17 protein-coding genes are annotated in these 21,408 nt (G+C 71.1%); 4 read left to right on the top strand and 13 right to left on the bottom strand.

Annotated features, from left to right (window positions below; genetic code table 11):
- Window positions 1-52: 52 nt before the first annotated feature.
- The 3 genes from QBL25_RS04665 to QBL25_RS04675 form a co-directional block, all read right to left on the bottom strand.
- Window positions 53-3,343 carry a family 78 glycoside hydrolase catalytic domain gene (locus QBL25_RS04665; protein WP_409055692.1) on the bottom strand — a complete coding sequence of 1,097 codons (3,291 nt, stop codon included), beginning with the start codon at window positions 3,341-3,343 and terminating at the stop codon, window positions 53-55.
- Window positions 3,344-3,600: 257 nt separating this feature from the next.
- Window positions 3,601-4,842: a serine hydrolase domain-containing protein gene (locus QBL25_RS04670; protein ID WP_409055693.1), complete on the bottom strand. Its 1,242-nt coding sequence runs from the start codon at window positions 4,840-4,842 to the stop codon at window positions 3,601-3,603.
- 167 nt (window positions 4,843-5,009) lie between these two features.
- Complete coding sequence (locus tag QBL25_RS04675) at window positions 5,010-6,281, bottom strand: alginate lyase family protein (protein WP_409055694.1); 1,272 nt, start codon at window positions 6,279-6,281, stop codon at window positions 5,010-5,012.
- 289 nt (window positions 6,282-6,570) lie between these two features.
- Between QBL25_RS04675 and QBL25_RS04680 the strand changes: the two genes are divergently transcribed.
- Window positions 6,571-7,131, top strand: coding sequence for a DinB family protein (locus tag QBL25_RS04680; RefSeq protein WP_409055695.1), 561 nt, complete (start codon window positions 6,571-6,573; stop codon window positions 7,129-7,131).
- Between the two features lie 99 nt (window positions 7,132-7,230).
- Here QBL25_RS04680 and QBL25_RS04685 read toward each other — a convergent pair whose 3' ends face one another.
- Window positions 7,231-7,812 (bottom strand): TetR/AcrR family transcriptional regulator, encoded by a 582-nt coding sequence (locus tag QBL25_RS04685; protein ID WP_409055696.1) that lies wholly within the window; start codon window positions 7,810-7,812, stop codon window positions 7,231-7,233.
- 287 nt (window positions 7,813-8,099) lie between these two features.
- On the opposite strand from QBL25_RS04685, the gene QBL25_RS04690 reads away from it, so the two are divergent.
- Window positions 8,100-9,206: an agmatine deiminase family protein gene (locus tag QBL25_RS04690; protein ID WP_409062547.1), complete on the top strand. Its 1,107-nt coding sequence runs from the start codon at window positions 8,100-8,102 to the stop codon at window positions 9,204-9,206.
- A 44-nt stretch (window positions 9,207-9,250) separates the two neighbouring features.
- Window positions 9,251-9,778: an NUDIX domain-containing protein gene (locus tag QBL25_RS04695; RefSeq protein ID WP_409055697.1), complete on the top strand. Its 528-nt coding sequence runs from the start codon at window positions 9,251-9,253 to the stop codon at window positions 9,776-9,778.
- Window positions 9,779-9,890: 112 nt separating this feature from the next.
- On the opposite strand, the gene QBL25_RS04700 is transcribed toward QBL25_RS04695, so the two are convergent.
- From QBL25_RS04700 to QBL25_RS04735, 8 genes are all read right to left on the bottom strand, one after another.
- Window positions 9,891-11,018 carry a S1 family peptidase gene (locus QBL25_RS04700; protein ID WP_409055698.1) on the bottom strand — a complete coding sequence of 376 codons (1,128 nt, stop codon included), beginning with the start codon at window positions 11,016-11,018 and terminating at the stop codon, window positions 9,891-9,893.
- A 93-nt stretch (window positions 11,019-11,111) separates the two neighbouring features.
- On the bottom strand, window positions 11,112-11,777 hold the full coding sequence (locus QBL25_RS04705; protein ID WP_409055699.1) for an SGNH/GDSL hydrolase family protein: 666 nt from the start codon (window positions 11,775-11,777) through the stop codon (window positions 11,112-11,114).
- Window positions 11,778-11,791: 14 nt separating this feature from the next.
- The gene (locus QBL25_RS04710) at window positions 11,792-12,607 is read right to left on the bottom strand and encodes a sugar phosphate isomerase/epimerase family protein (protein ID WP_409055700.1); all 816 of its coding nucleotides are present in this window, start codon (window positions 12,605-12,607) and stop codon (window positions 11,792-11,794) included.
- Window positions 12,604-14,040: a chondroitinase-B domain-containing protein gene (locus QBL25_RS04715; RefSeq protein ID WP_409055701.1), complete on the bottom strand. Its 1,437-nt coding sequence runs from the start codon at window positions 14,038-14,040 to the stop codon at window positions 12,604-12,606. Before QBL25_RS04715 ends, QBL25_RS04710 begins: the two co-directional genes overlap by 4 nt.
- A gap of 62 nt (window positions 14,041-14,102) precedes the next feature.
- The gene (locus QBL25_RS04720; protein ID WP_409055702.1) at window positions 14,103-15,443 is read right to left on the bottom strand and encodes an alpha-L-fucosidase; all 1,341 of its coding nucleotides are present in this window, start codon (window positions 15,441-15,443) and stop codon (window positions 14,103-14,105) included.
- Window positions 15,444-15,507: 64 nt separating this feature from the next.
- Window positions 15,508-16,458: a carbohydrate ABC transporter permease gene (locus QBL25_RS04725; protein ID WP_409055703.1), complete on the bottom strand. Its 951-nt coding sequence runs from the start codon at window positions 16,456-16,458 to the stop codon at window positions 15,508-15,510.
- Window positions 16,455-17,429: a carbohydrate ABC transporter permease gene (locus QBL25_RS04730; protein WP_409055704.1), complete on the bottom strand. Its 975-nt coding sequence runs from the start codon at window positions 17,427-17,429 to the stop codon at window positions 16,455-16,457. Before QBL25_RS04730 ends, QBL25_RS04725 begins: the two co-directional genes overlap by 4 nt.
- Window positions 17,426-18,754, bottom strand: coding sequence for an extracellular solute-binding protein (locus tag QBL25_RS04735; RefSeq protein ID WP_409055705.1), 1,329 nt, complete (start codon window positions 18,752-18,754; stop codon window positions 17,426-17,428). The genes QBL25_RS04730 and QBL25_RS04735 overlap by 4 nt, the downstream gene beginning before the upstream one ends.
- Before the next feature lie 549 nt (window positions 18,755-19,303).
- Here QBL25_RS04735 and QBL25_RS04740 point away from each other — a divergent pair.
- On the top strand, window positions 19,304-20,314 hold the full coding sequence (locus tag QBL25_RS04740; RefSeq protein WP_409055706.1) for a hydroxyacid dehydrogenase: 1,011 nt from the start codon (window positions 19,304-19,306) through the stop codon (window positions 20,312-20,314).
- Between the two features lie 42 nt (window positions 20,315-20,356).
- Here QBL25_RS04740 and QBL25_RS04745 read toward each other — a convergent pair whose 3' ends face one another.
- On the bottom strand, window positions 20,357-21,355 hold the full coding sequence (locus tag QBL25_RS04745; RefSeq protein ID WP_409055707.1) for a helix-turn-helix transcriptional regulator: 999 nt from the start codon (window positions 21,353-21,355) through the stop codon (window positions 20,357-20,359).
- Between the last annotated feature and the right edge of the window lie 53 nt (window positions 21,356-21,408).

The raw sequence follows: 21,408 nt of genomic DNA on the forward strand, positions 1-21,408 counted from the left end.
GGCGCTCTCCTCACTCCCCCGCAGGGCGGCGCGCCACCTCAGGGGGCGGACATCACGGACGCCCGCTGAAGCTCCATGTGCCGTGCGGCGCCCGGTACACCGCATAGCCCGGTTCCGTGCGCACGAACGCGGCGCCCTTCGGCGCCCCCACCGCCTTGCGCGATGCCGCCGGTACGTGGATCTCCGCCGTCGCTCCCACCGGGACCCGCACCGTGAGGCGTACCGTCTCGTCGACGCGGGACCAGGACACCTCCGCCGGTCCCCGCACGGTGTGGAACTCGGTGCGCGCCCAGGTGACGCCGGTCCGCGCGTCGGGGCGCACGGTGAAGGTGCGGTACCCCTCGTCACCGGGACGCAGGCCGGCCACGTTCTCGTACAGCCACTGCACCACCGTGCCCTGGAAGTAGTGGTCGCGGGAGCGGGAGTCGAGGGGCCACATCTCCCACATGGTGTCGGCGCCCTGGTCGAACCAGTGGCCCCAGCCCGGGTACGTCCGCTGGGTGGCGATGGCGTGGGCCACGTCGGAGTGGCCCTGGGCGCTCAGGCAGCGCAGGAGCACGCTCGTGCCGAGGCAGCCGGTGTTGAGGTGGTTGCCCCGCTTCTCGATGTCCGCGAGGAGCGAGGCCGTGACGCTCGCCCGTGCGCCGGGCGGCACCAGACCGAAGGCCAGCGGTATGCAGTTGCTGGTCTGCCGGTAGCCGGGGTCCTTGGCCGTGCGGTAATGCCCCTCGGGGGCGAGGAACGTCGCGTTGAGGCTCTTCTTCAGCGCTTCGGCCGTCGTCAGGAAACGCTGCCGGACATCGTTGTCACCCGCGATGCGCGCCAGCTCGGCGGTGTCGGTCAGAGCCCGGTGGAGATAGGCCGTGGCGGTGAGCCGGGTGTCCTCGGGCGGGTTGCCGCCATAGCCGGGCGAGAGATAGTCGCCGAGGGCCGTGACCGCGAGGCCGTCCTTCAGACGGTCGATCTCCCAGTCCACATACGTCACCAGGGACGGCAGATGGTCGTCGATGACGCGCTCGTCGCCGTAGACCCGGTACATCTCGCGCACGAGGAACGGGTAGACCGTGGTCCACTCCGGGGACGGACCCAGATCGCCGTACCCCCAGCCTCCGCTCGGCACGATCACCGGGAGCTGGCCGTCCCTGTTCTGGCTGTCCTTCAGGTCGTCGAGCCACTTCCCCAGGAACCGGTGCATGCCGAGGGCGTACATCATGACGGGCGCGCCGACCTGCGCGTCGCCGGTCCAGCCGTTCTTCTCGTACATCGGCGTGTCCGTGGGAATGCCGTGCAGGTTGTTCTGGATCGTGCGCCGCATCGCCTTTTCGAGCCGCTCGTAGAAGGGCTCGGAGCACGTGAAGGTGCCGGTGTCGGCGACGGGCGTGTGCACCAGGCGGCCGAGCACGTCGTCCGGGTCGGGCTTGCCCGGCAGCCCGCTGATCTGCACGTAACGAAAGCCCTTGTACGAGAAGCGGGGTTCCCACACCTCGGCGGCGCCGCCACCGGCACAGATGTACTCGTCGGTCTGGAAGCGGCCGGGCACGTGTCCCGTCTCGGCGTGCACGCTGCCGTCGTCCTTGAGTTTCTCGCCGTGCGCGAGCCGGACGAGCGTGCCGGCGCCGGCCCGCACGCGCAGCCGCGTCCACCCGGCCATGGTGCGTCCCATGTCGACGATCCAGTCCTCGCCGTGTGCCGTCACCGCCACCGGGCGCACGGTGTCGATGACCTCGATCGCGTCGTGCGGCTGCGCGCGCAGCCCTCCCTTCGGCGGCTCACGGCGTACGGGCCGCTGCCAGGTCCCGTCGTCGAAGCCGGGCTCGGTCCAGTCCCCGGGGTGCTCGCGCGCGTCGTACGTCTCCCCCGCGTAGAGGGAGTTGGTCCGGGTCGGGCCCTGCGTCATCCGCCATGAGCCGTCCGTCGCGACGGTGGTGCGGGAACCGTCCGGGTGGTCGATCTCGAGCTGGCCGAGGAGCTGGGGTTCCCCGTGCCACGGCGGCTTGTGCCAGTTCCACACGTTCGGTGTCGTCATGCCGTAGAAGCCGCGGCCGAGCGTGACGCCGATCGCGTTGGAGCCCCGGCGGATCTGGTCCGTCACGTCGTGGACGGCGTAGAGGACGGTCTCCTCGTAGTCCGTGAAGCCCGGGTCAAGGACCTGACGGCCGACTCGGCGTCCGTTGAGGTGGGCCTCGTAGTAGGCCAGTCCACTGACGTAGAGACGGGCACGCGTCACGGCCTTGCGGACGGTGAACCCCCGGCGCAGCAGCGGCGCGGGCCGCTCCACCGCCGGGACCTGCGCGTCACTGCCCCAGGGCCCCTCGCCGAACGGCGCGAGCACCTTCGCCTCGGGCCAGGCGCTGTCGTCGAAGTCTGCCTCCTGCCAGCCCTCCTGCTCCGATTCCGCGCACTTCCATCCGGTCCCGGTCACCACCTCATGGGCCGTGCCGCCGGACCGCACGAGCAGCCGGACGAGCAGGCCGCCGGGGTTCACCGAGGCGTTGCCGCGGTTCGTCGCGCGGGCGGCGATCACCACACGCCGTCCGGCGCCCCGCACGCGCTCGGTCACGTCGGCCAGCCGTGCGGTCCGCCAGCCGTCGGTCTGCTCCGGGGCGTGCAGCACCTCCTCGCCGTCCACGTAGAGGGTGAAGTCGTCGTCGGCGGTGGCCACGGCCTGAGCGGCGGACACCTCGGTCCCCTCGGGCAGGTCGAGCACGCCCCGGAACCATCGCGCTCCCGCCGGCGCGTCCTCCACGGTGGAGCCCGGCGACCAGATCCACGAGGCGCCGTCGAAGCCCGGCGGCTTGGGCGCGGCGTCCGCACCGATCCAGTGCCCCCGCCAGGCGTCCTTCGCCAGCGCGGTCTCCCACCAGCGCGAGGTGCTCCAGGCGGAGGCCCGGCCCGCGCCGTCCCAGACCCGCACTTGCCAGTGATACCGCGTCCGGGGCCGCAACGCCGGGCCGCCGTAGGGGACTCCGAGGGTCCGCGAGGAGGAGACACGACCGGAGTCCCACACCACCTTCTCGCTCTTGCCGCCGCCCGGGGCGAGTTGGACCCTGATCTGGTACGCGCTCTGCTCGGCGCCCTGGCCCGGGGCGGACAGTTCCCAGCTCAGCCGTGGCTCGGCCACGTCCGTACCGAGGAGGGACGTCGCGTACTCGACCGTGGTGCGCTCGACTCTCAGGGGCCCTGCCTCCTTCCCCTGGTCGCCGCGCTCGTTCGCCGCGGCGGGCTCCAGACCCTGGCCCTGGCTCAGGCCGATGACGCCGACTCCGGCACCGATGGCGGAGGTCCTCAGGAAGGCCCGCCGGTTCCACGCGCTGCCGCGCGTCGATTCACGCTCTTCGCTCATCACACGTCCCTTGGATGGTGATTCCGAGTGCCTCACCTACGAATGAAACGTTTCATTCGAGGCCCGGCAAGCCTAGGTCGCCCTCTGCGGGCAACTCAAGGGGTGTGCAGGGACGGCCATCCGGAACCGACCGGACGAGGGGACCCGCCGCCCCCTCACCGAGGGCTGCTCGGCGAGGGACGGCGGGGCCACCCATGCAACTAGCTGACGAGCCATCACTAGGGTTACGTCGGGCGCCAGTTGTGTGGACGGTCAGTTCATCGGCACAGTCCCGCGTCCACGACCTTGTCGACGCGCTCCCTGCCCGCCTCGTCGTCCAGTTGCATGGTCACCGCGACATTCACCGCGCGGCCGTCGTCCGTGGCTCCGCCCCGGGTCTCGTAGCCCGGGAAGCTGCCGCCATGCCCCCAGTAGAGGCCGTCGCCGCACGGGAGGGGCTTGCTCACGAGTCCCAGGCCGTAGCGGGCGCCCGGCCCGAAGGTGTCCTCGGCGGGGAGGGTGGCGCCGCGCATCTGGTCCAGCTGGGCCTTGTGCAGGAGGCCACCGCCGAGGAGCGCGGAGTAGAAGCGGTTGAGGTCGGAGTTGGTGGAGACCAGCTGGCCCGCCGCCCAGCCCCAGGACGGGTCGATCTCCGTGATGTCCTGGAGGGGCGCGCCGGCGGCACTCCGGTAGTAGCCGTGGGGGTGGGGTTCGCGGATCGTGGCGTCTCCGGGCGCGGGGAAGTAGGTGTGGCGCAGTCCGATGCGCTCGATGATGCGCCGGTCCAGCTCCTCCGCGAGCGGGCGCCGGGTGACCTTCTCGACGATCAGGCCTGCCAGGACGTAATTCGTGTTGCTGTACGCCCACTTCTTTCCGGGGCGGGAGAGGGACTCGTGCTGGAGCGCGAGGTCGAGGAGCTCGCGCGGCGCGAAGTACCGGACGTCCTCGCCCAGGTAGTTGGTGTAGTTGGGCAGACCGCTGGTCTGTTGCAGGAGGTGGCGGACGGTGATGCGCCGCCCGTCGTTGCCCTTCCCGCGGACGAGGCCCGGCAGGTAGCGGTCGACCGGCGCGTCGAGGCGGATCTTCCCCTCGCCGACCAGTTGCAGCACGACCACCGCCGTGAACGCCTTGGTGTTGCTGCCGATCCGCACTTGTCCGTCCCCGGGCACCTCCGAGCCGGTGGCCACATCGCCGACCCCTGCCGTATAGGTGCGGTTGTGCCCCCTGCCGTCCGTGACGCTGGCCAGCGCGGCAGGCAGACCGTCGGAGTTCACCAGGCCGTTCAGGCCCTGCTGGACGCTGCCGACGGTGTGCGGCCCGCCGGTGTCCGGCCCGGCGGCGGACACCGCGGGCGGTGCCAGCGCGCCCAGGGCCATGACACCGACGGCGAGCGCGGCCACGGCCGGTGCGGCTCCCCGCAGACCGCCCCGCCGCCGGGAGAACTGCCGGGACTGCCGGGACTGCTGCGGCTGCCCGCCGGACCGACTGGAACGGGACTTCTGCCCTACCTGCTCACGCACGTGCTTACTCCTGCGGGATCTTGGAAACCGGCGGTATCTGCGCCGATCTCCAGCATTTCCGAAGGCGCTTGCCCGGAACGATCCCGCTACCTGCCGAGCCCGGGTGGGGCTATCCCCCGGTACCCGGGTACTCCCGCGCTCTTGACCGAGCGCCGGGCCCTTCGGCATCAGCCCGCGATCGAGTCCAGTTGTTCGGCCGCGGGACGCAGCGCCCACAGGTCACCGCCGGGCGGCGTCTGCAGCTTCGGAACCGCCCTGCGAGCGGCCGTGTCCCCGGCGTCGGCCGCCGCGTGGACGACGTCGCTCGCGGCGAACCGGTGGAATGCGAGCTCGGGGTGCGGCCACGTCGCCGCTCCCGTCGCCGCGGGCAGCAGGTAGTGGACGGCCTTGAACAAGCTCTGCCCGGCGGGGCCTTGGTGCTTCCAGAGGTCCACGCCCACGTTCCGGCCGATGGCGGCGAGCCGGGTGTAGGCCACCAGGTCGAACGTCGAATAGTGCCAGCTCCGCGTCCGGGCCAGCTCCTGCGGCTGGCTGCCGTCGCCCGCGATCTGGGGGTCGATGCGCCGGGCACGGGCGTCGAGGACGGTCCGCCGCGCGAGCGCCGTGTCACCCGTGGCATAGGCCAGGGCGGCGACCTGCAGGTCGTAGAAGGTGCCGTGGTTGTTCTGCGCTGCGCTCTCCTGCTTGCCGAAGTCGCTGTCGACGAGCCAGCCGAGGAAATCCTTGTTCCACTTCGTCATCGCGGAACGGTCGCTCTTCGACCAGCCGGGCGCGCCCGTGCCGAGGATCGCGATCGCGTCCACGACGCTCGTGTACGACTGCGAGAAGTCAATGATGCCGATGGCCCGGCCGTCGTACTTGCACGGGATGAACTGCGCGTGGTCCAGGTTCGGGTTCATCTTCGTCGCCGGGTCGAGGAACCAGGTGCGCAGAACGGAGGCGGCCTGTTCGGCGTAGCGCTTCTTTCCCGTGTAGTACCAGGCCAGGGTGAGGTCGTAGGCCGAGTCGAAGACCTTCTCCACGTCCTGGCGGTCGGTCCCGGTGTCGACCTCCGGATTGCGCTGCCCGTCGCGCTGTTCGTACGGGCAGCCCCACGGATTGTCGGCGGTCGGCGGCCGTGTGGGCCACCAGTAGGGCGCCTGGCTCAGATAGTCGTGGACGTCCCCGCCGGGCGCGGGCTTCGGCTTGTCGACGACCGTCCAGGGGCCCTGTCCGATCCAGGCGTCGGCACGAGCCGTCAAGTCCTCCAGCGCGCGTTTCAATCGAGGATCGCCGCGGTCGAGGCGGAGTTTGGTCCGCAGGAGCCGTTCACCGTCGAGTACGGCGGTCCGCGGAGCCTTCTCGTGCGCCGAGGCGGTCGCGGCCGGCGTCAGGACGGAGGCGAGGGCGGCCACCGCGGTGAGCAAGGCGCCGAACCGTATCCGGGATCTTGCGCGCATCACACACTCCAGTCACGAGAGACGAATCACGAGCCGTGCGTACAGATATATGAACTCTGTTCGCCATGTGGACCCGCCGAGCGTAGAACTCACGAGCTTCCCGGGCAACGGGTGCGACGGGGTGAGACGCGAGCGTTCAGCTGGGTACTCGCCCGCGTCCGGCTCCGAGACCCCGCGGAAGCCGACGTCTCATATAGGACGGGATCTGACCTATACGGCTCCTAAGGTGTTCCTGACCGGCGGGACAGCGCCCCGTCCGGCAGGGCAGCACCATCGGAAGGCGGAGACCATGACTGCGAACGAGCCGACCCTCACGACCGAGCACACCGACGTACCGGCCGTCACGGGAGAGCGTGCCGAATGGCTGGACGCGCTCGCCCATCACCGGCACTTCCTGCGCTTCACGGCCCGTGAACTCACCGACGAGCAGGCCGGGATGCGGACCACGGCCAGCGAGCTGTGCATCGGCGGCCTGATCAAGCACGTCACCGAGGTCGAGAAGGCCTGGGTGGACTTCATCCTGGACGGCCCGGCGACGATGGGCGACTTCACGTCCATGACCGAGGCCGACTGGGCCAGCCGGGCGGACAGCTTCCGGCTGCTGCCGGGCGAGACGCTGGACGGCGTGCTCGACCGCTACGAGGAGGTCGCCCGCCGCACGGACCAACTGGTGTCCACACTGCCCGACCTGGACGTCACGTGGCCCCTGCCGAAGGCTCCGTGGTTCCAGGCCGACGCGCAGTGGTCGGCTCGCCGCGTGCTGATGCACGTCGTCACCGAGACGGCCCAGCACGCGGGTCACGCCGACATCATCCGTGAGTCCCTGGACGGCGCGAAGAGCATGGGCTGAGACGAGGGAAGCAGGGCTGAGTCCGGGACCTGGGATGGGCGTGCGGGCCGCCCTTCCTGACGGAATTTTCAGTGCGGTCGGGATCGGCCCGCCCCCTGGTCACTTCTCCTGAAGCAGCGCCAGCTCGGCGTCGATCGCTCCGCGCAGCAGGTCGCGCGCGTGGTCGATCCGCAGTCCGCCGCTGAGCCAGCGCATGCTGAGCCCTTCGAGCAGTGCGGTGAGCCGCTCCCCCGCCTCCGCCAGGGCGGGCGCCGGGGCCGTGGGCCGCACCTGGCCGAGGAGGGCCGCCACCTCCTGCACCCACACCAGGGTCGCTCGGGCGAGGTCCTCCCGCAGTTCCTCGTCGAAGACGGCGCTCGCCCGCAGCTCGCCCCAGGCGGTGCTGTTCTCCCTGACCATCTGGGTGTCCTGGAGTTCGAGGAGGAGCGTCTCGGCCAGTTCCTCGCGCGGGGCCAGGGGTGCGGCGCCGGCGGCGCGGTCGGTGGTGTAGCGCTCGGCCCGGTCGTTGATGAACTCCAGGGTGTGCCGAAGGATCCCGGTGCGGTCCTTGAAGTGGTAGTAGATCAACCCGGTCGAGACGCCCGCCTCGGCGGCGAGTTCTTCGACGCGCAGGCCGCGGACCCCACGGCGGGCGATGAGCCGTGCGGCCGCTTCGAGGATCTGAGTGGTGCGAGACGCCATGGATCCGCACCCTACCGGGCTTCTCCCGGCCGGGTGATCTCGGGCATCCGACTTCTTTGACTGAATTTTCAGTTTGTGTCAGAGTCAGGCCAGCGTCGAGCTACGCCGTCGACCTCGGACCGTCCGCGTCGCGTCCCGCTCCGCGGGTGGATAGCTTGATCCCCCTCACGATGATCGGAGTCACCGTGTCCCCCCACCCCCTCGTGCCGTCTCGCTCCTCCCTCACGGCTCTCACGGCTCTCGCATCTCTCCCGTCCCGCCGCTCGGCCCTCCGCGCGGTCGCCGGAATCGGCGCCGCCGTCCTCGGGGCCTCGGCCTGCGGCCCCGAGGACCGGCCGGCGGGGAGCACCACGGCCGCAGCGGACGTGGGGACGGCCGGCAAGGGGCTGCGCATGGGCGCCGAGTGGGAGAGTCACGCGCGCACCTTCATGGCGTGGCCGGCTCTGGAGTCCGTATGGGCGGAGGAGCTCCCCTACGTGCGCGCGGACATCGCGGGCATCGCCCGTGCCGTCGCGGAGTACGAGTACGTCGTGATGCTGGCCCGGCCCGACCAGCAGAAGGCCGCCCAGAAGGCCTGCGGGCGCGACGTCGAGGTCATCCCGCTCGCCGTCGACGACCTGTGGGCGCGCGACACCGTGCCCGTGTTCGTGGAGCAGGACGGTGAGGTCCTCGGCGTCGACTTCAACTTCAACGGATGGGGCGGCAAGCAGGAGCACACGAACGACGGCCGGGTGGGCCGCACCCTCCTGCCGGCGTACGACATCCCGCGCAGGAAGGCGCCTCTGGTCGCCGAGGGCGGCTCCTTCGAGACCGACGGCGAGGGCACCCTCCTCATCACCGAGAGCTCGATCGTCAACGACAACCGCAATCGGGGCAAGAGTCGCGACGAGATCGAGGCCGAGCTCAAGCGGACCCTGGGCATCAAGAAGGTGATCTGGCTGGCCGGCGTGCGCGGCGAGGACATCACCGACGCGCACGTGGACAGTCTCGTGCGGTTCACCGCGCCCGGCGTGGTGCTCCTCGACCGGGCCTACCCCGGCACGCCCGCCGACTCGTGGTCACGCGCCGCCGATCAGGCCAAGGCCGTGCTCAGCGAGGCGACCGACGCCAAGGGCCGCTCCTTCGAGGTCATCGATCTGCCCCAGCCGGACCTGGACAAGATCACCGGCGAGGGCGACGACTTCGTGTCGACGTACGCGAACTTCTACGTCGCCAACGACTCCGTGTTCCTGCCCAAGTTCGGCGACCGCAAGGCCGACCAGCGCGCCAAGAGCATCCTCCAGGAGCACTTCCCCAAGCGCGACGTCGTGCCGATCGCCATCGACACCATCGCCTCCGGTGGTGGCGGCATCCACTGCTCCACCCACGACCAGCCGGGCACGCCGGTCGACTGAGGTCCGCGCGGGAGAGGGGAGGGGGGGCAGTTACAGTCGCTCCCATGACCGTGCCGCCGCCGTTCTCCCGGATCAAGATCCGTACTGCCGGGCTTGTGTTCTGCGGTGACGAGATCGCCCTCATCCGCCGCGCCCGCCCGGGCTCGGTCGTGCACAGCCTGCCCGGCGGCAACGCCGAGCCCGGCGAAGGCCTGGTGGACGCGCTGCGCCGCGAGCTGCACGAGGAACTGGCCCTGGACGTCGACAGGGCCGAAGGCGGCGAGCTGCTCTGGGTGATCGACCAGATGGTGTCCCGGCCCGGAGCCACGCCACCTCCCCGCAAGCTGCACATGGTCTACCGCTTCCACGTCGACGAGAGCGTCCGCGCGGCCTTGGCCACGCAGGAGCACGACGAGTTGCCCGACGGCACGTACGACGTGGGGACGGTCGAGTGGGTCGACTACCGCGAGGCGAGCGGGCTTGCGCTGTTCCCTCCGGTGGGCCGCGGTCTGTCCGGGCTGCCGCACGCCCGGGCCGGTGTGCCGGACGCCGCCCTGGAAGCGATCACCGACCGGAACTACGTCTGGCTCTGATTTCTCTCCGTTCCCTGCCCGTCGTCTCCGCCCTTTCCCGCTCTCCGCGTCGGCCGCTCTCCGCGCCGCCGGGTCTTGGCCGGTCGGCCGCCGCCGACCGGCCAAGGGGGGGTCAGTTGCCGCCGGTGCCGATCTGGGCGCCGACCGCTTCCAGTGCCGTGGTCACGGGCTGGAAGAAGGTCTCGCCGCCCGCCGTGCAGTCGCCGCTGCCGCCGGACGTGAGGCCGATCGCGCTGCCGTCGGCGGTGAACAGGGAGCCTCCGCTGTCGCCCGGTTCGGCGCAGACATCGGTCTGGATGAGGCCGCTGACGGTGCCCTCGGGGTAGTTCACCGTGGCGTTGAGGCCGGTGACGACGCCGCTCTGCAGGCCCGTGGTGCTGCCCATGCGGGACACCTCCTGGCCGACCGCCGCCTCGGCGGCCTGCACGATGTCCACCGTCTGGCCGTCACCCGTGTCGACCGTGCTGGGGGCCTCGGTCGCCGGATCGTCGTACGTGACCAGTGCGAAGTCGCCGTCGCCCGGGAACGTCGCGGCCTGCACGGTGCCGATGGCCGCCCCGTCCTGCGCGTCCGACCAGCTCTCGGCGGCCACCCCGCAGTGTCCCGCGGTGAGGAAGCCGGGGGCTCCGTCGTCCGTCGTCACGTTGAAGCCGAGCGAGCAGCGCGCGCCGCCCCCGAAGATGGCGTCACCGCCCGCGGCGAAGGGCTTGAACTCTCCCGCGGACTTCTGGATGCGGGCCATGCCCGAGCCGAGCGACTCGACGGTGGCCTCCAGCTTGTCCCAGCGTTCCCCGGTGACGGTGCGGTCGGCCGTGACCACGATCTGGTTGGTCCTGGGGTCCGTGGCCCACGCGGTGCCCGCCATGGTGGCCTTGCTGGTCAGCGTCCGGGTCGCCGCGCCCAGTTCGCCGGCGCTGTTGTCGACGTTCCGCGCGACCGCTCCCGCTCTGTTCACCTGGACGTTCACGGCGTTGTCGTCGCCCACGACGTTGACGACCAGCTGTTGCTCGGCGTCGTCGTAGTACGCCCCGGCGTAGGCGTCGCCGAGCTGCGAGGCCAGCGGCTCGACCAGCTTCGTCGCCGAGGCCGCGCTGAGCCTCTTGACGGCGGAGCCCGAGGCCGTCTCCGAACCGGACTGCGAGGCGTTGGCCTGTTGCAGCAGGACGGCCGTCGCGACCATGCCCATGGCCGCGGCCCCTGCCAGCACGGCCTTCCGCTTGGGTATTCGCTTGTGCCTCAACTCGTCGCCTCCTGTGGGGGTTTCCGCATCCGATCACCGGCCGGGGGCCGGGAACATCTCCGGCCCTAGATACGGGTGCGACGCGAGGTGCGTTCATCGGATACCGCGGCGACCGCGATGTTCGTGGCCTTTCCTCATCTCGGTGAGCCACGCTTCGGCGATCAGCCGGTGGCCGCGCGGACTCGGATGGACGCCGTCCGGGGCCAGTGCCGCCGCTCCGTGTTTCTCCGCGGCGGCTGGCAACAGCTGGTCGGCGCGCACCAGTTGGGCGCCAGTGCCGCGCGCCGCGCGCAGGACGGCCTCGGTGCGCGGCGCCAGATCCTCGTACCAGCCTTCCTGGTCCGAGGTGACCGGCAGGAGGAAGGGGGTGATGACGACAAGGCGGGCGGCGGGCAGCTTCTGTCTGGTGTGCGCGAGGACGCGCTCCAGGCACGCCTCGAACTCGGCGACCGGGCTGGGCAGTACGCGGTCATAGCGCCGCCAGGTGTCGTTGATGCCGATCTTGACCGTGAGCACGGTGGGCCGCCGGTCGATGACGTCGGTGGTCCAGCGGGATTCCAGGTCGTACACGCGATGGCCGTTGACGCCCTGGTTGATGATCTCGGGGCCGGGACCGGTGCCCTCCGACCCGGTGCGCAGGGTGCGCGCGATCTGCTGCACGTAACCGTGGCCGAGCGAGGCGGGGTCCGCGCGGTCGCGGCCCGCGTCGGTGATCGAGTCGCCGATGAACAGGAGGGTGTCGTCTGGCGTGAGGGACATGGCTGTGCTGCTCCTCAGTGCGGGCGCCCGACCGGTTTCGCCGACCGGCGTGGCCGGCGCGCCACCGTACGGTGCAGGGTGTCGGCCTCACGGGCGAGCAGGGCGGGGTCGTTGCCGGGCACGAACTCCAGGAGTGCGTCGGGGTGCAGGTGCCGTGCGTCCAGGTGGTCGAAGACCGCCGTCCACAGGTCCGTACGAGCGGCCAGGGGCAGCCGGTGGTTCCCCGGCCACCAGGAGAAGACGTGCACCGCGCAGACCCGGTCGCCGAGCGCGGCGAGCCCGGCCAGCGCCGCCTCGTCGGGAGCGTCCTGCGGCGGCTGCCAGTACGTGCGCAGCTGGGGCGCGCCCACCTCCTCCAGCAGCCGCAGGGTCGACGCGACGGTGTCGGTGAGGGTCTTCGCATGGAATTCCAGGCCGAGTTCGAGGCCGTGGTCGGCCCCGATCCTGGCCGCCTCCCGCAGCCGGAGCACGGTCCCCTGCCGCTCGGACGCCGTGACCTCGTCCGATCCGGCGCCGCCCGCCCAGACCCGCATCCGCGGCGCACCGAGCAGCACCGCGGCGCGGGCGAGCGCCGGGAACCCGGCCAACTCGCCCGCTCCGGCGCGGAAGTACGAACCGTACGAGCAGCAGGCGAGCCCGTAGCGGTCGGAGACGTCACGGACGGCGCGGACCGTGTCCCGCTCCCGCGCGGGCGCGTGGACGTCCGCGCCCCACTCCACGGCGGCCAGCCCCGCGTCGGCCGCGCGGCGCGCGACCTCGGCGGCGGGCAGCTGCCGGAAGGTGACGGAGCAGAGCCCCGGCCTGCTCACGGTCTCGCCGCCCTCGCTCATGACGCGTTCGGGCCGACGTCCGCCGCCGTGAGGGGACGGCGTACCGGCGCTGTCGTCGCGTACTCGTCGGCGCCGATGTCCCGGGTGCTGCCGCGGGGGTGGCCGTCGATGTCGTCGGTCACGGCAGGGCTGCCCAGGGTCGCCTTGCCGATCGCGGGGCTGCCCGCCGTGAGACGGGACACCCCGTCCGAGTCCTCGCGCAGGAGCGGGTCGACCCGGGTGAAGGTGCCGGAGGGGATGTTGCCGTTGGCCGCACCGCCCCACAGGATGTTGCTCTGCCAGGTGAAGCCGGTGGTCTTGCCCATCGCGACCAGGTCGCCGGAGTCCCCCACCAGGAGGTTGTCGGCGATGACCACCTTCTGGGGTTCGTAGTCGCGGGTCTCGCCCGACAGAGTGCCGGCGTTGCCGATCAGGGTGTTGTGGACGATCACCGCGCGGTCGCAGGCGTCGTTGCCGCGCCGCTGCTCGGGCGTCTCCGCGGAGTTGTGGTCGCGGGTGCTGCCGCTGCCGACCACCAGGGCCCGCCCCGACAGGCCCGCCACGAAGTTGTTGAGGACCAGGTGGTCGTTGCCGTAGAGGCGCAGTCCCTCCTTGCCGCCGAGGAGGTGGTTTCCCTCCACCCGGGTGCGGTTGCCGTGGCGCAGGACGATGCCGCCGGCGCTGTCGCGGATCGTGTTGTACCGCACGGTGTTGTCCGAGGACTTCACGGAGATGGCCTCGGGGTCGCCGTCGCAGCGCTCGAAGAGGTTGTACTCCACGACCGCGCGGGCGCCGGACAGCGCCCGGGAGCTGACGCCGAGGCGGATGGGCTCCCCTCCGTTGGCACCGGCGAAGCTGTGGTCGGAGAAGTGGTTTCTGAGGATGTGCACGCGCTGGGCCATGGCGGTGCTGCCCGCGCCCTCGACGCACAGGAAAACGCCGAGAGTGGTCTTGCCGTGGAAGTGGTTGCGGTCGACCTTGCTGTCGTCGGCGCGCACCATCACCCAGTGCAGGCCCTCGACGTCGGCGAGTTGGAAGTCGTTGCGGGTCAGCCGGATGCGCGAGCAGGTCGCCGGTATCTCCAGGGTGGTGCTCTGGCGGAACGAGAACCCGGTGACGGTGATGTTGCTGGAGTCGCTGAAGGTGAAGCCGCGCTCGCCGCGGAGCACCGCGCCGCCGCGCGAGGCCGCGGAGATGGTGATGGGTGCGTCCGGGGTCCCGTTCTTGCCTGAGACGTCGATGGAGGTGCCGGAGGGGACGGTGTAGGTGCCGTTGGCCAGGACGATCTTGGCACCGGGTGTGGCCCCGTTGATCGCTTTCTGGAGCTCGTTCAGGGAACCGACCGCAAGGGTCGCCCCCTTCTCGGCTGCGTTCGCCGTGCGCAGGGTGGCGAGCGGCACGGCGGTGAGCGCTGCTCCTAAGGCCGTGCCGGTGAGGAAGGTGCGGCGTTTCATGGTGCCTCCGTGGGGGGTGACGAGGGGATGGGGCGTGCGGGGAAGGGGAAGAGCGCGCGGCTTCAGCCGACGGCCGCGGTGTCCAGGAACAGCTCGATCACCGGTACGGGTGTGTCGGGGCGCTGGACCGGGAGTTGGAGGGTGAGGGTGCCTGCGGGCTGTCCGCCCATCTCGGTGTTGAGGGCGGGCTCGCCGGGGGCGATCTCGATCCGGGTGATCTCCGACGCGTCGTTCAGGAGCTGGGCGTAGCGCACCCGGCCCGCGAGTCCCGGCAGGTGCAGATGGCGCAGCGGCCAGGAGAACAGGTGGACGTAGAGCCGGTCGCCGCGCTGGGTGTAGCGGCAGTCGGCGGGCGCGGTGTACGGGGACGGTCCGCAGCCGCGGATCGACCGCTCGTGCAGGTCCGTCCAGCGGCCGAGGTCGGCGAGGGTGTCGACGGCGCGCGGGTCGAGGTCGCCGCGGCCGGTGGGACCGACGTTGAGAAGCAGGTTGCCGCCCTTGGACACGCCGTCGACGAGCATGCGCACCAGCAGGTCGGCGCTCTTGTGGTCGAGGTTGTCGCGGTCGTAGCCCCAGCTGCCGTTGAGCGTCTGGCAGGCCTCCCAGACGACGGGCCGTCCGTCCTTGGTCATCGGGCCCGCGGGCTGGTACTGCTCGGGCGTGACGAAGTCGCCGGGCAGGCCGGTCCGGTCGTTGACGAGGACGTGCGGCTGGAGTTCGCGGATCATCTCCAGGAGCTTGGGCGCGTCCCAGTCGTCGGCGCCCTTGCCGCCCCACCAGTGGCGGCCCGCGTAGGAGAAGTCGAAGAAGAGGTAGTCGACGCGCCCGAAATCGGTCAGGAGCTCGCGGACCTGGCCGTGGAGGTAGCGCCGGTAGTCGCGGATGTCGCGGGCGGCGGTGGCGGCCTTGAACTCCTCGTCGTCGCGCTGGGGGTGGGTGCCGTCCACGGGGAACGACGGGTGGTGCCAGTCGATGAGCGAGTAGTAGAAGCCGACCTTGAGCCCTTCGGCCCGGCACGCCTCGACGAACGGCCGGACGAGGTCGCGGCCGCAGGGGGTGTTGGTGGCCTTGTAGTCGGTGAGGGCGCTGTCCCACAGGCAGAAGCCGTCGTGGTGCTTGGTGGTGAGCACCACGTACCGCATCCCGGCGGCCCTGGCCGTGCGCGCCCACCGGACAGGGTCGTAGCGGTCGGGGTCGAAGTGGTCGAAGTACACCTGGTACTGCTCGTCGGAGAGCTTCTCGCGGTTCTTGACCCACTCGTGGCGGGCGGCCAGGGAGTACAGGCCCCAGTGGACGAACATGCCGAACCGGTCGGTGGTGAACCAGGTGGTGTCCGGGGCGGTGGCCGGGGCCGGGGCGGGCGCGGGCGGGTGCGACGGCCGGGTGTCGGCGGTCGGGGTCATGGTGTCTCGCTCCTTGTCGTGGGCGGGTGGTGGCGTGCGCCGGCCGGCGCCGGACCGGTTCCGGTCATCCCTTCAGGGCGCCGGAGGACAGTCCGTGCACGAAGGAGCGCTGGAAGAACAGGAAGACGATCACGGAGGGGAGCAGCGCGAGCAGCGCGGCGGCGAGGACCACTCCGGGGGTGACGTCGGGGTCGATCCGCAGGGTGCGCAGCGCCAGCGGCAGGGTGTAGGAGGAGGAGTCGGTGGCGACGAGCAGGGGCAGCAGGTACTGGTCCCAGATCATCGTGAAGCCGAAGACCCCGATGACGCCCAGCGCCGGCTTGCACATCGGCAGGATGATCTGGGCGAAGATGCGCAGGTCACCGGCGCCGTCGATGCGGGCCGCCTCTTCGAGTTCCTTGGGCACGTCCTTCATGAACTCGGTCATCACCAGGATGGAGAATCCCCAGGCGCCCAGCGGGACGATCATGCCCGCGAGGGTACCGATGAGGTTGAAGTGCAGGACCGGCAGGTCCGCGAGGATCAGGGACAGCGGCAGGGCGAGGATCTCCTCGGGCAGCATCAGCGTGGCCAGGATCGCCACGAGCGCCACCGTCATCCCGGGGAAGACCTTGCGGGCGAGGGCGTATCCGGCCAGGACGGAGACGGCCACCTGGAGCAGCAGGCCGAAGCCGACCACGAAGAACGAGTTCAGCAGATACGCGAGCACGCCCTGATCGAAGGCGATCTTGAAGTTGTCCAGGGTGGCGCCCGAGGGGATGACGCTCAGCTGGGTGGGGTCCTTGACCTTGCTGAAGGCGCTGACCAGCAGGGCGAGCAGCGGTCCCGCGAAGACGATCAGGACGAGGAGGTAGGTGACGGCCTTCAGGAGCCGCCCTGCCGTGCTCCTGCTCTCGGTCAGGCCGAGGGCGGTCTCGGTCAGTCCGGGCGTGGCCTTGGTCCGTGCGGGTGCGGCCCGGGTCCTTCCGGGCGCGGTCTTGATTCGTGCGGGCGCGGTCTTGGTCGGCGCCTTCATTTGCTCTCCCTGCGTCGCACCAGATGGACGACGATCGTCAGGATCAGCGTCATCACGAACAGCAGGACGGCGCCCGCGGCTCCGACGCCGAGCCGGTTCTGTTCGAGGCCGAGCTTGTAGATCAGGGTCATGACGACCTCGGTGGAACCGTCGGGTCCGCCGTTCGTCAGGAGGAACACCTCGGTGAACACCCGCAGTCCGCGGATCGCGGCGAGGATGAACAGGATCGAGAACACCGACCGCAGCCCGGGCACCGTCACGTGCCACACCCGCTGGAACCGGGAGGCGCCGTCGACCTTCGCGGCCTCGTACAGCCCGCGGTCCACGCTCGCGAGCCCGGCGAGGAAGATCATCATGTCGTACGGGGCGCCGCGCCAGATGCCGGTGAGCATGATGGACGCGAGCGACGAGTCGGGGTCGTTGATGAACCCGGACGGGCCGAAGCCCACCAGGCCGAGCAGGGAGTTGAGCATCCCGTCCCCGGTGGGGTGGTACATGATGCGCCACAGTTCGGCGACGACGGCGATCGGCACCACGACCGGCAGGAACGCCGCCGAGCGCACGAAGCCGAGACGGCGGCCCTGTCCTTCCATCAGCAGCGCGAGCCCGAGACCCAGGAGCATCGAACCGGCGGTCTGTCCGGCGGCGAGGACGACGGTGTGCCAGGCGGCCTCGCGGAAGCCGTCGGAGCCGAGCACGGTGGCGTAGTTCTGGGTGCCGACCCACCGGTTGCCCAGATAGGGCTGGACCTCCTGGAAGGACATCGTCAGGGCGTTGGCCATGGGGATGAACTTGAAGTACAGGAAGAGCAGGAGCGCGGGGGCCAGGAACAGCCAGGGGGTCCACCACCGGCCGGCTCGGCGGCTGTGTCTTCGGCGGTCCGCCGCGGGCGAGCCGTCCGGGAGACCGGGTGGGCCGGAGGCGCCACGGCCGCCGCCGAGCGGGGCGCGCCTCACCTGGTCGAGGCTCATGACGCGGCGATTCCCTGTTCCTTGAGGAGGCCGGCGAGCTGCTTGTCGAGGTCGCGCAGCTCCTTGCGGGTGTTCAGGCCGCAGTCGGCCATCAGCGCGTTGATGGTCTCCGCGGTGGTCTGGCGCACGGCCGTCCAGTTCGGGATGGAGGGGGCGTAGCGGCCCGAGGAGCGGTACACCTCGGCGTAGGTCTGCCAGCGGGGGTCGGGGCGGACCTTGGAGACGTCCACCGTCTTGTTCACGGGCAGCTGCACGGTGAACCCGGTCTCGCCGCGCATGCCGGTGCGCTGCCCCTCGGCGGAGACGGCGAAGTCGGCGAAGGCGTCCTGGCCCGCGCGGTTCTCGGAGCCGGCCATCAGGTAGACGGAGCCGCCCTCGGCGAGCACGGTCGCGTCCTCGGGGCCCTTGGGCATCGGCACGACCTCGTACTTGTCCTTGCCGAGCACCTCGTCGAAGCGGGGCAGGAGGTAGGGGCCGACGGCGAACATGCCGGTCCGTCCCGCCTCGAACGTCTCGTTGGTGGGCGGGGTGTCCATGGTGACCGCGCCGGGCTGGATGGCCTTGGCCCGGCAGCCGAGGTCACGGAACCACTGCACGGCCTCCACCGACTTCTTGGTGGTCATGGCCGGGCGGTACTTGCCGTCTCCGGTGTCGGCGATGAAGTCCCCGCCCGCGGCCCACAGGAAGTTGGAGAAGTACCAGGAGGCGTATCCGCGTTTGGTGGACAGCGGGGCCGCGAGGCCGTAGGTGTTCTTCTTTCCGTCGCCGTCCGGGTCCTCGGTGGTGAAGGCCTTGGCCATCGCGGCGAAGTCGTCCCAGTCCCGGGGGACGTCGAGCTTCAGCTTCTTGCGCCAGTCCTTGCGGATGAGCAGCCCGGTGGCCTGCGCGGAGTACGGCAGGCCGAACTGCTTGCCGTCCAGGCTCTTGCCGGAGTCCAGGCCCTGCGCGGTGATCTGGCCGCTGCTCTTGATCTTGTCCAGGTCGATCTCCCGGAGCAGGCCCTGCCCGTGCAGGGCGCCGAGCTGCGTCACGTCGTTCATGACGATGTCGGGGAGATCCTTCTGCGCGGCCCGCTGCTGCAGCTTGGTCTCGAAGTCGTCGAAGATGGCGGTGACTTCGACCTTGAGGCCGGTGGACTTCTCGAAGGCGGCGGCCAGTGCGAGCGTGCCCTTCTCCCCCGGCCCGCCCGGTGTCGTCCGGGTCCACAGTTCGAGCGGCGCCTTGGAGTCCTGCTCGACGTCCGCCCCCGCGGGACCCGAAGTACAGCTGGTGAGGACCAGAGCCGACGCGAGGAACCCCGCACCGATCCACCGTGATCTCTGCATCACAACTCCCGTTTCACTGCGTCACAGCCGCCCCTAGTAAGCGCTTGCCGGGGACGCTAACGGCGCGGCAAATCCCCGGTCAATACTCCGATGAATACAAAATTTCCCGAAGCGGCCCCCACGGGACCGGCCGCACGCTCACCCCGTACACCACCCTGCGGCCGAGCACGTCCCCATCGAGACGGATACGCCGAACTCCCGCCCAGGGGCGCGGCGTTCTTGCTGTACAGAGCAACGATCCACCGCGTTCACGGTGCGTACACGCACCGCCCACGCCCTGTACGGACAGCCCCGCAGCAGCCCGGCACCGGCCCGGCATCAGCTCGGAAGCGGCCAACTCCCCTTTCCTCGCCGACACATCGGCCATCCGCAGTCATCCGATGTATCGTCGCTCGGAGCGGCGAATTTTCGAAATTTCGAACAAGCTGCGCCAACCTTCGACACCCAGACGGACTTTTCCCCACACGCCCACACGCCCGGCCGACCACCGGGGGTCTGGACCGCCGCGCCGACGGGACGTCGGCGCGAGAGCCGAGGAGCGTCATCGCCATGGACGAGACCGCACGCCGACCGACAGCCCTGCTGGTCATGGAGGAGGAACGCAGGCCCGACGTCTATCCGCCCGAAGTGCTCGCCGGCATCGACCTGCTCGTGGACCGGCAGGGCCCGCCGCTCACCCGGCAGCAGCTCGCGGAGCGTCCCGGCCTCCTGGGCGACACCGAGATCCTGCTCACCGGCTGGGGCGCTCCCGTCCTCGACGCCGCCTTCCTCGCGCACGCCCCCCACCTGCGGGCCGTGCTCGTGGCGGCAGGCTCCGTACGGCACTTGACCACGCCCGCCTTCTGGGAAAGAGGCATCCCGATCGTCTCCGCGGCCGCGGCCAACGCCGTACCGGTCGCGGAGTTCACGCTCGCCCAGGTCCTCCTCGGGCTGAAGCAGGTCCACCGCATCGGCCGCGAGGTGACCGCGGACCGCCGCTTTCCGCACGACCCCGAGGTCCCCGGCGCCTACCGGTCCCGCGTGGGGCTGATGGGCCTGGGCCACATCGGCCGGCTCGTCGCGGCCCATCTGCGCCGCTTCGACGTGGAACTCCTGGCCACGGATCCCCTCACCCGCCCGGACACCGCACGGGAAATGGGTGTACGGCTCGTCGGCATCGAGGAGCTCTTCGCCACCTGCCACGTCGTCAGCCTCCACGCGCCGCTCCTGCCCGAGACGCGGGGCGCCGTCGGAGCACGCCTCCTGAACTCCCTGCTGCCGGGGGCGACTTTGCTCAACACGGCCCGCGGCGCGCTGATCGACGAGGAGGCACTGGCCGCGGTCCTGCACGCGCGGCCCGATCTCACCGCCGTCCTCGACGTCACGCACCCGGAGCCCCCGGCCGCCGACTCGCCGCTGTTCACCCTCCCCAACGCCGTCCTGACGCCGCACCTCGCCGGTGCGCTCGGGGCCGAACGCCACCGGCTCGGGCACCTCGTGCGCGACGAACTCGGGCGTCTCCTGCGGGGCCAGCCCCTGCGGCACGCGATCGACCCCGCGCAGGCCGCGTCCCTGGCCTAGCGGGCGCGGACCAAGGCGCGTGTCCGGCCCGGCGGGCGCGGGTCAGGGCGCGTCGGCGTCCGCCGGCGGCGATTGGGTGGTGCCGGCCGCGAGCAGTCTGCGCGCCAGGACGCGACAGCGCTCGGCCAGCTCAGGAGGGTCGAGCACCTCGAAGTCGTGCCCCAGCAGCAGCATGTGCAGGAGCACGGCGTCGAGGCGCTCGCCGCCGCTGAGCACTTCACAGTGCCCGCTCCCCCGCGGGTGTACGACCGCCGCCGACGCCGGAATCTGTGCGCGCACCGTGTCGGCCGGGGCGCGCACCAGGAAGCGTGCCTGGTGCGCGTAGACGCGGCTGGCCACGCCTTCTTGCACGTACGCCGCCGCGTCGGGCGCCTCACGCGGGCGGAAGCGGAAGGTCCGGGCGGCCGCGTCGGTCATCCGGTCGACGCGGAAGCTGCGCCAGGCCCGGCGGTCGAGGTCGTAGGCCAGGAGGTACCAGCGCCGGTCGGAGGCGACCAGACGGTAGGGCTCGACCCGGCGCCTGCACACCTCGCCCCGGGAGGGGTAGTCGAAACCGGCCTCGACCTCGTCCCGGCACGCCCTGGCCAGCGTCATGAGCACCTCGGGATCGACGGACGCGCGACCGCCGGGGAAGAACTCCACGGAACCGGAGAGCGCGCGCACCTCGTGCCGGAGCCGCGCGGGCAGCACCTGGTCGAGCTTGGTCAGCGCCTGGAGCGCCGCGTCCCCCGCCCCGGCGACCGCGCCTCCCGCACCGGCGAGCAGCGAGACCGCGGTGGCGATCGCCTCCTGGTCGTCCAGGAGCAGCGGCGGCAGGTCACGCCCCCGCCCGAGCCGGTAGCCACCGCCGACGCCCTGGCCCGCGTGCACCGGATAGCCCAGCGTGCGCAGCCGTTCCACGTCGCGCCGCACGGTGCGCGAGGTGACCCCCAGACGGGCGGCGAGTTCGGGGCCGGACCACACCTGGCGTTGCTGCAACAGGCCCAGGAGCGTGAGCACCCGCTCCGTCGTGCCCAGCTCGTCCGCGCGCGCTTCGTCCATGTCGCTCAGCCTGCCAGAGAGGCGGACCGATCCTGTCCGCCAGGAATGGCACG

The sequence above is a fragment of the Streptomyces sp. SYP-A7185 genome (assembly GCF_046103685.1).
In the GTDB taxonomy this organism is placed as follows: Bacteria; Actinomycetota; Actinomycetes; order Streptomycetales; family Streptomycetaceae; genus Streptomyces.

What these genes read in the sequence shown, in the direction of transcription:
- QBL25_RS04725 (WP_409055703.1), bottom strand. Translation starts at nt 16,458, where the DNA reads ATGAAGGCGCCGACCAAGACCGCGCCCGCACGAATCAAGACCGCGCCC.
- QBL25_RS04685 (WP_409055696.1), bottom strand. Translation starts at nt 7,812, where the DNA reads ATGGCGTCTCGCACCACTCAGATCCTCGAAGCGGCCGCACGGCTCATC.
- QBL25_RS04745 (WP_409055707.1), bottom strand. Translation starts at nt 21,355, where the DNA reads ATGGACGAAGCGCGCGCGGACGAGCTGGGCACGACGGAGCGGGTGCTC.
- QBL25_RS04665 (WP_409055692.1), bottom strand. Translation starts at nt 3,343, where the DNA reads ATGAGCGAAGAGCGTGAATCGACGCGCGGCAGCGCGTGGAACCGGCGG.
- QBL25_RS04695 (WP_409055697.1), top strand. Translation starts at nt 9,251, where the DNA reads ATGACCGTGCCGCCGCCGTTCTCCCGGATCAAGATCCGTACTGCCGGG.
- QBL25_RS04720 (WP_409055702.1), bottom strand. Translation starts at nt 15,443, where the DNA reads ATGACCCCGACCGCCGACACCCGGCCGTCGCACCCGCCCGCGCCCGCC.
- QBL25_RS04710 (WP_409055700.1), bottom strand. Translation starts at nt 12,607, where the DNA reads ATGAGCGAGGGCGGCGAGACCGTGAGCAGGCCGGGGCTCTGCTCCGTC.
- QBL25_RS04735 (WP_409055705.1), bottom strand. Translation starts at nt 18,754, where the DNA reads ATGCAGAGATCACGGTGGATCGGTGCGGGGTTCCTCGCGTCGGCTCTG.
- QBL25_RS04715 (WP_409055701.1), bottom strand. Translation starts at nt 14,040, where the DNA reads ATGAAACGCCGCACCTTCCTCACCGGCACGGCCTTAGGAGCAGCGCTC.
- QBL25_RS04740 (WP_409055706.1), top strand. Translation starts at nt 19,304, where the DNA reads ATGGACGAGACCGCACGCCGACCGACAGCCCTGCTGGTCATGGAGGAG.
- QBL25_RS04705 (WP_409055699.1), bottom strand. Translation starts at nt 11,777, where the DNA reads ATGTCCCTCACGCCAGACGACACCCTCCTGTTCATCGGCGACTCGATC.
- QBL25_RS04730 (WP_409055704.1), bottom strand. Translation starts at nt 17,429, where the DNA reads ATGAGCCTCGACCAGGTGAGGCGCGCCCCGCTCGGCGGCGGCCGTGGC.
- QBL25_RS04675 (WP_409055694.1), bottom strand. Translation starts at nt 6,281, where the DNA reads ATGCGCGCAAGATCCCGGATACGGTTCGGCGCCTTGCTCACCGCGGTG.
- QBL25_RS04680 (WP_409055695.1), top strand. Translation starts at nt 6,571, where the DNA reads ATGACTGCGAACGAGCCGACCCTCACGACCGAGCACACCGACGTACCG.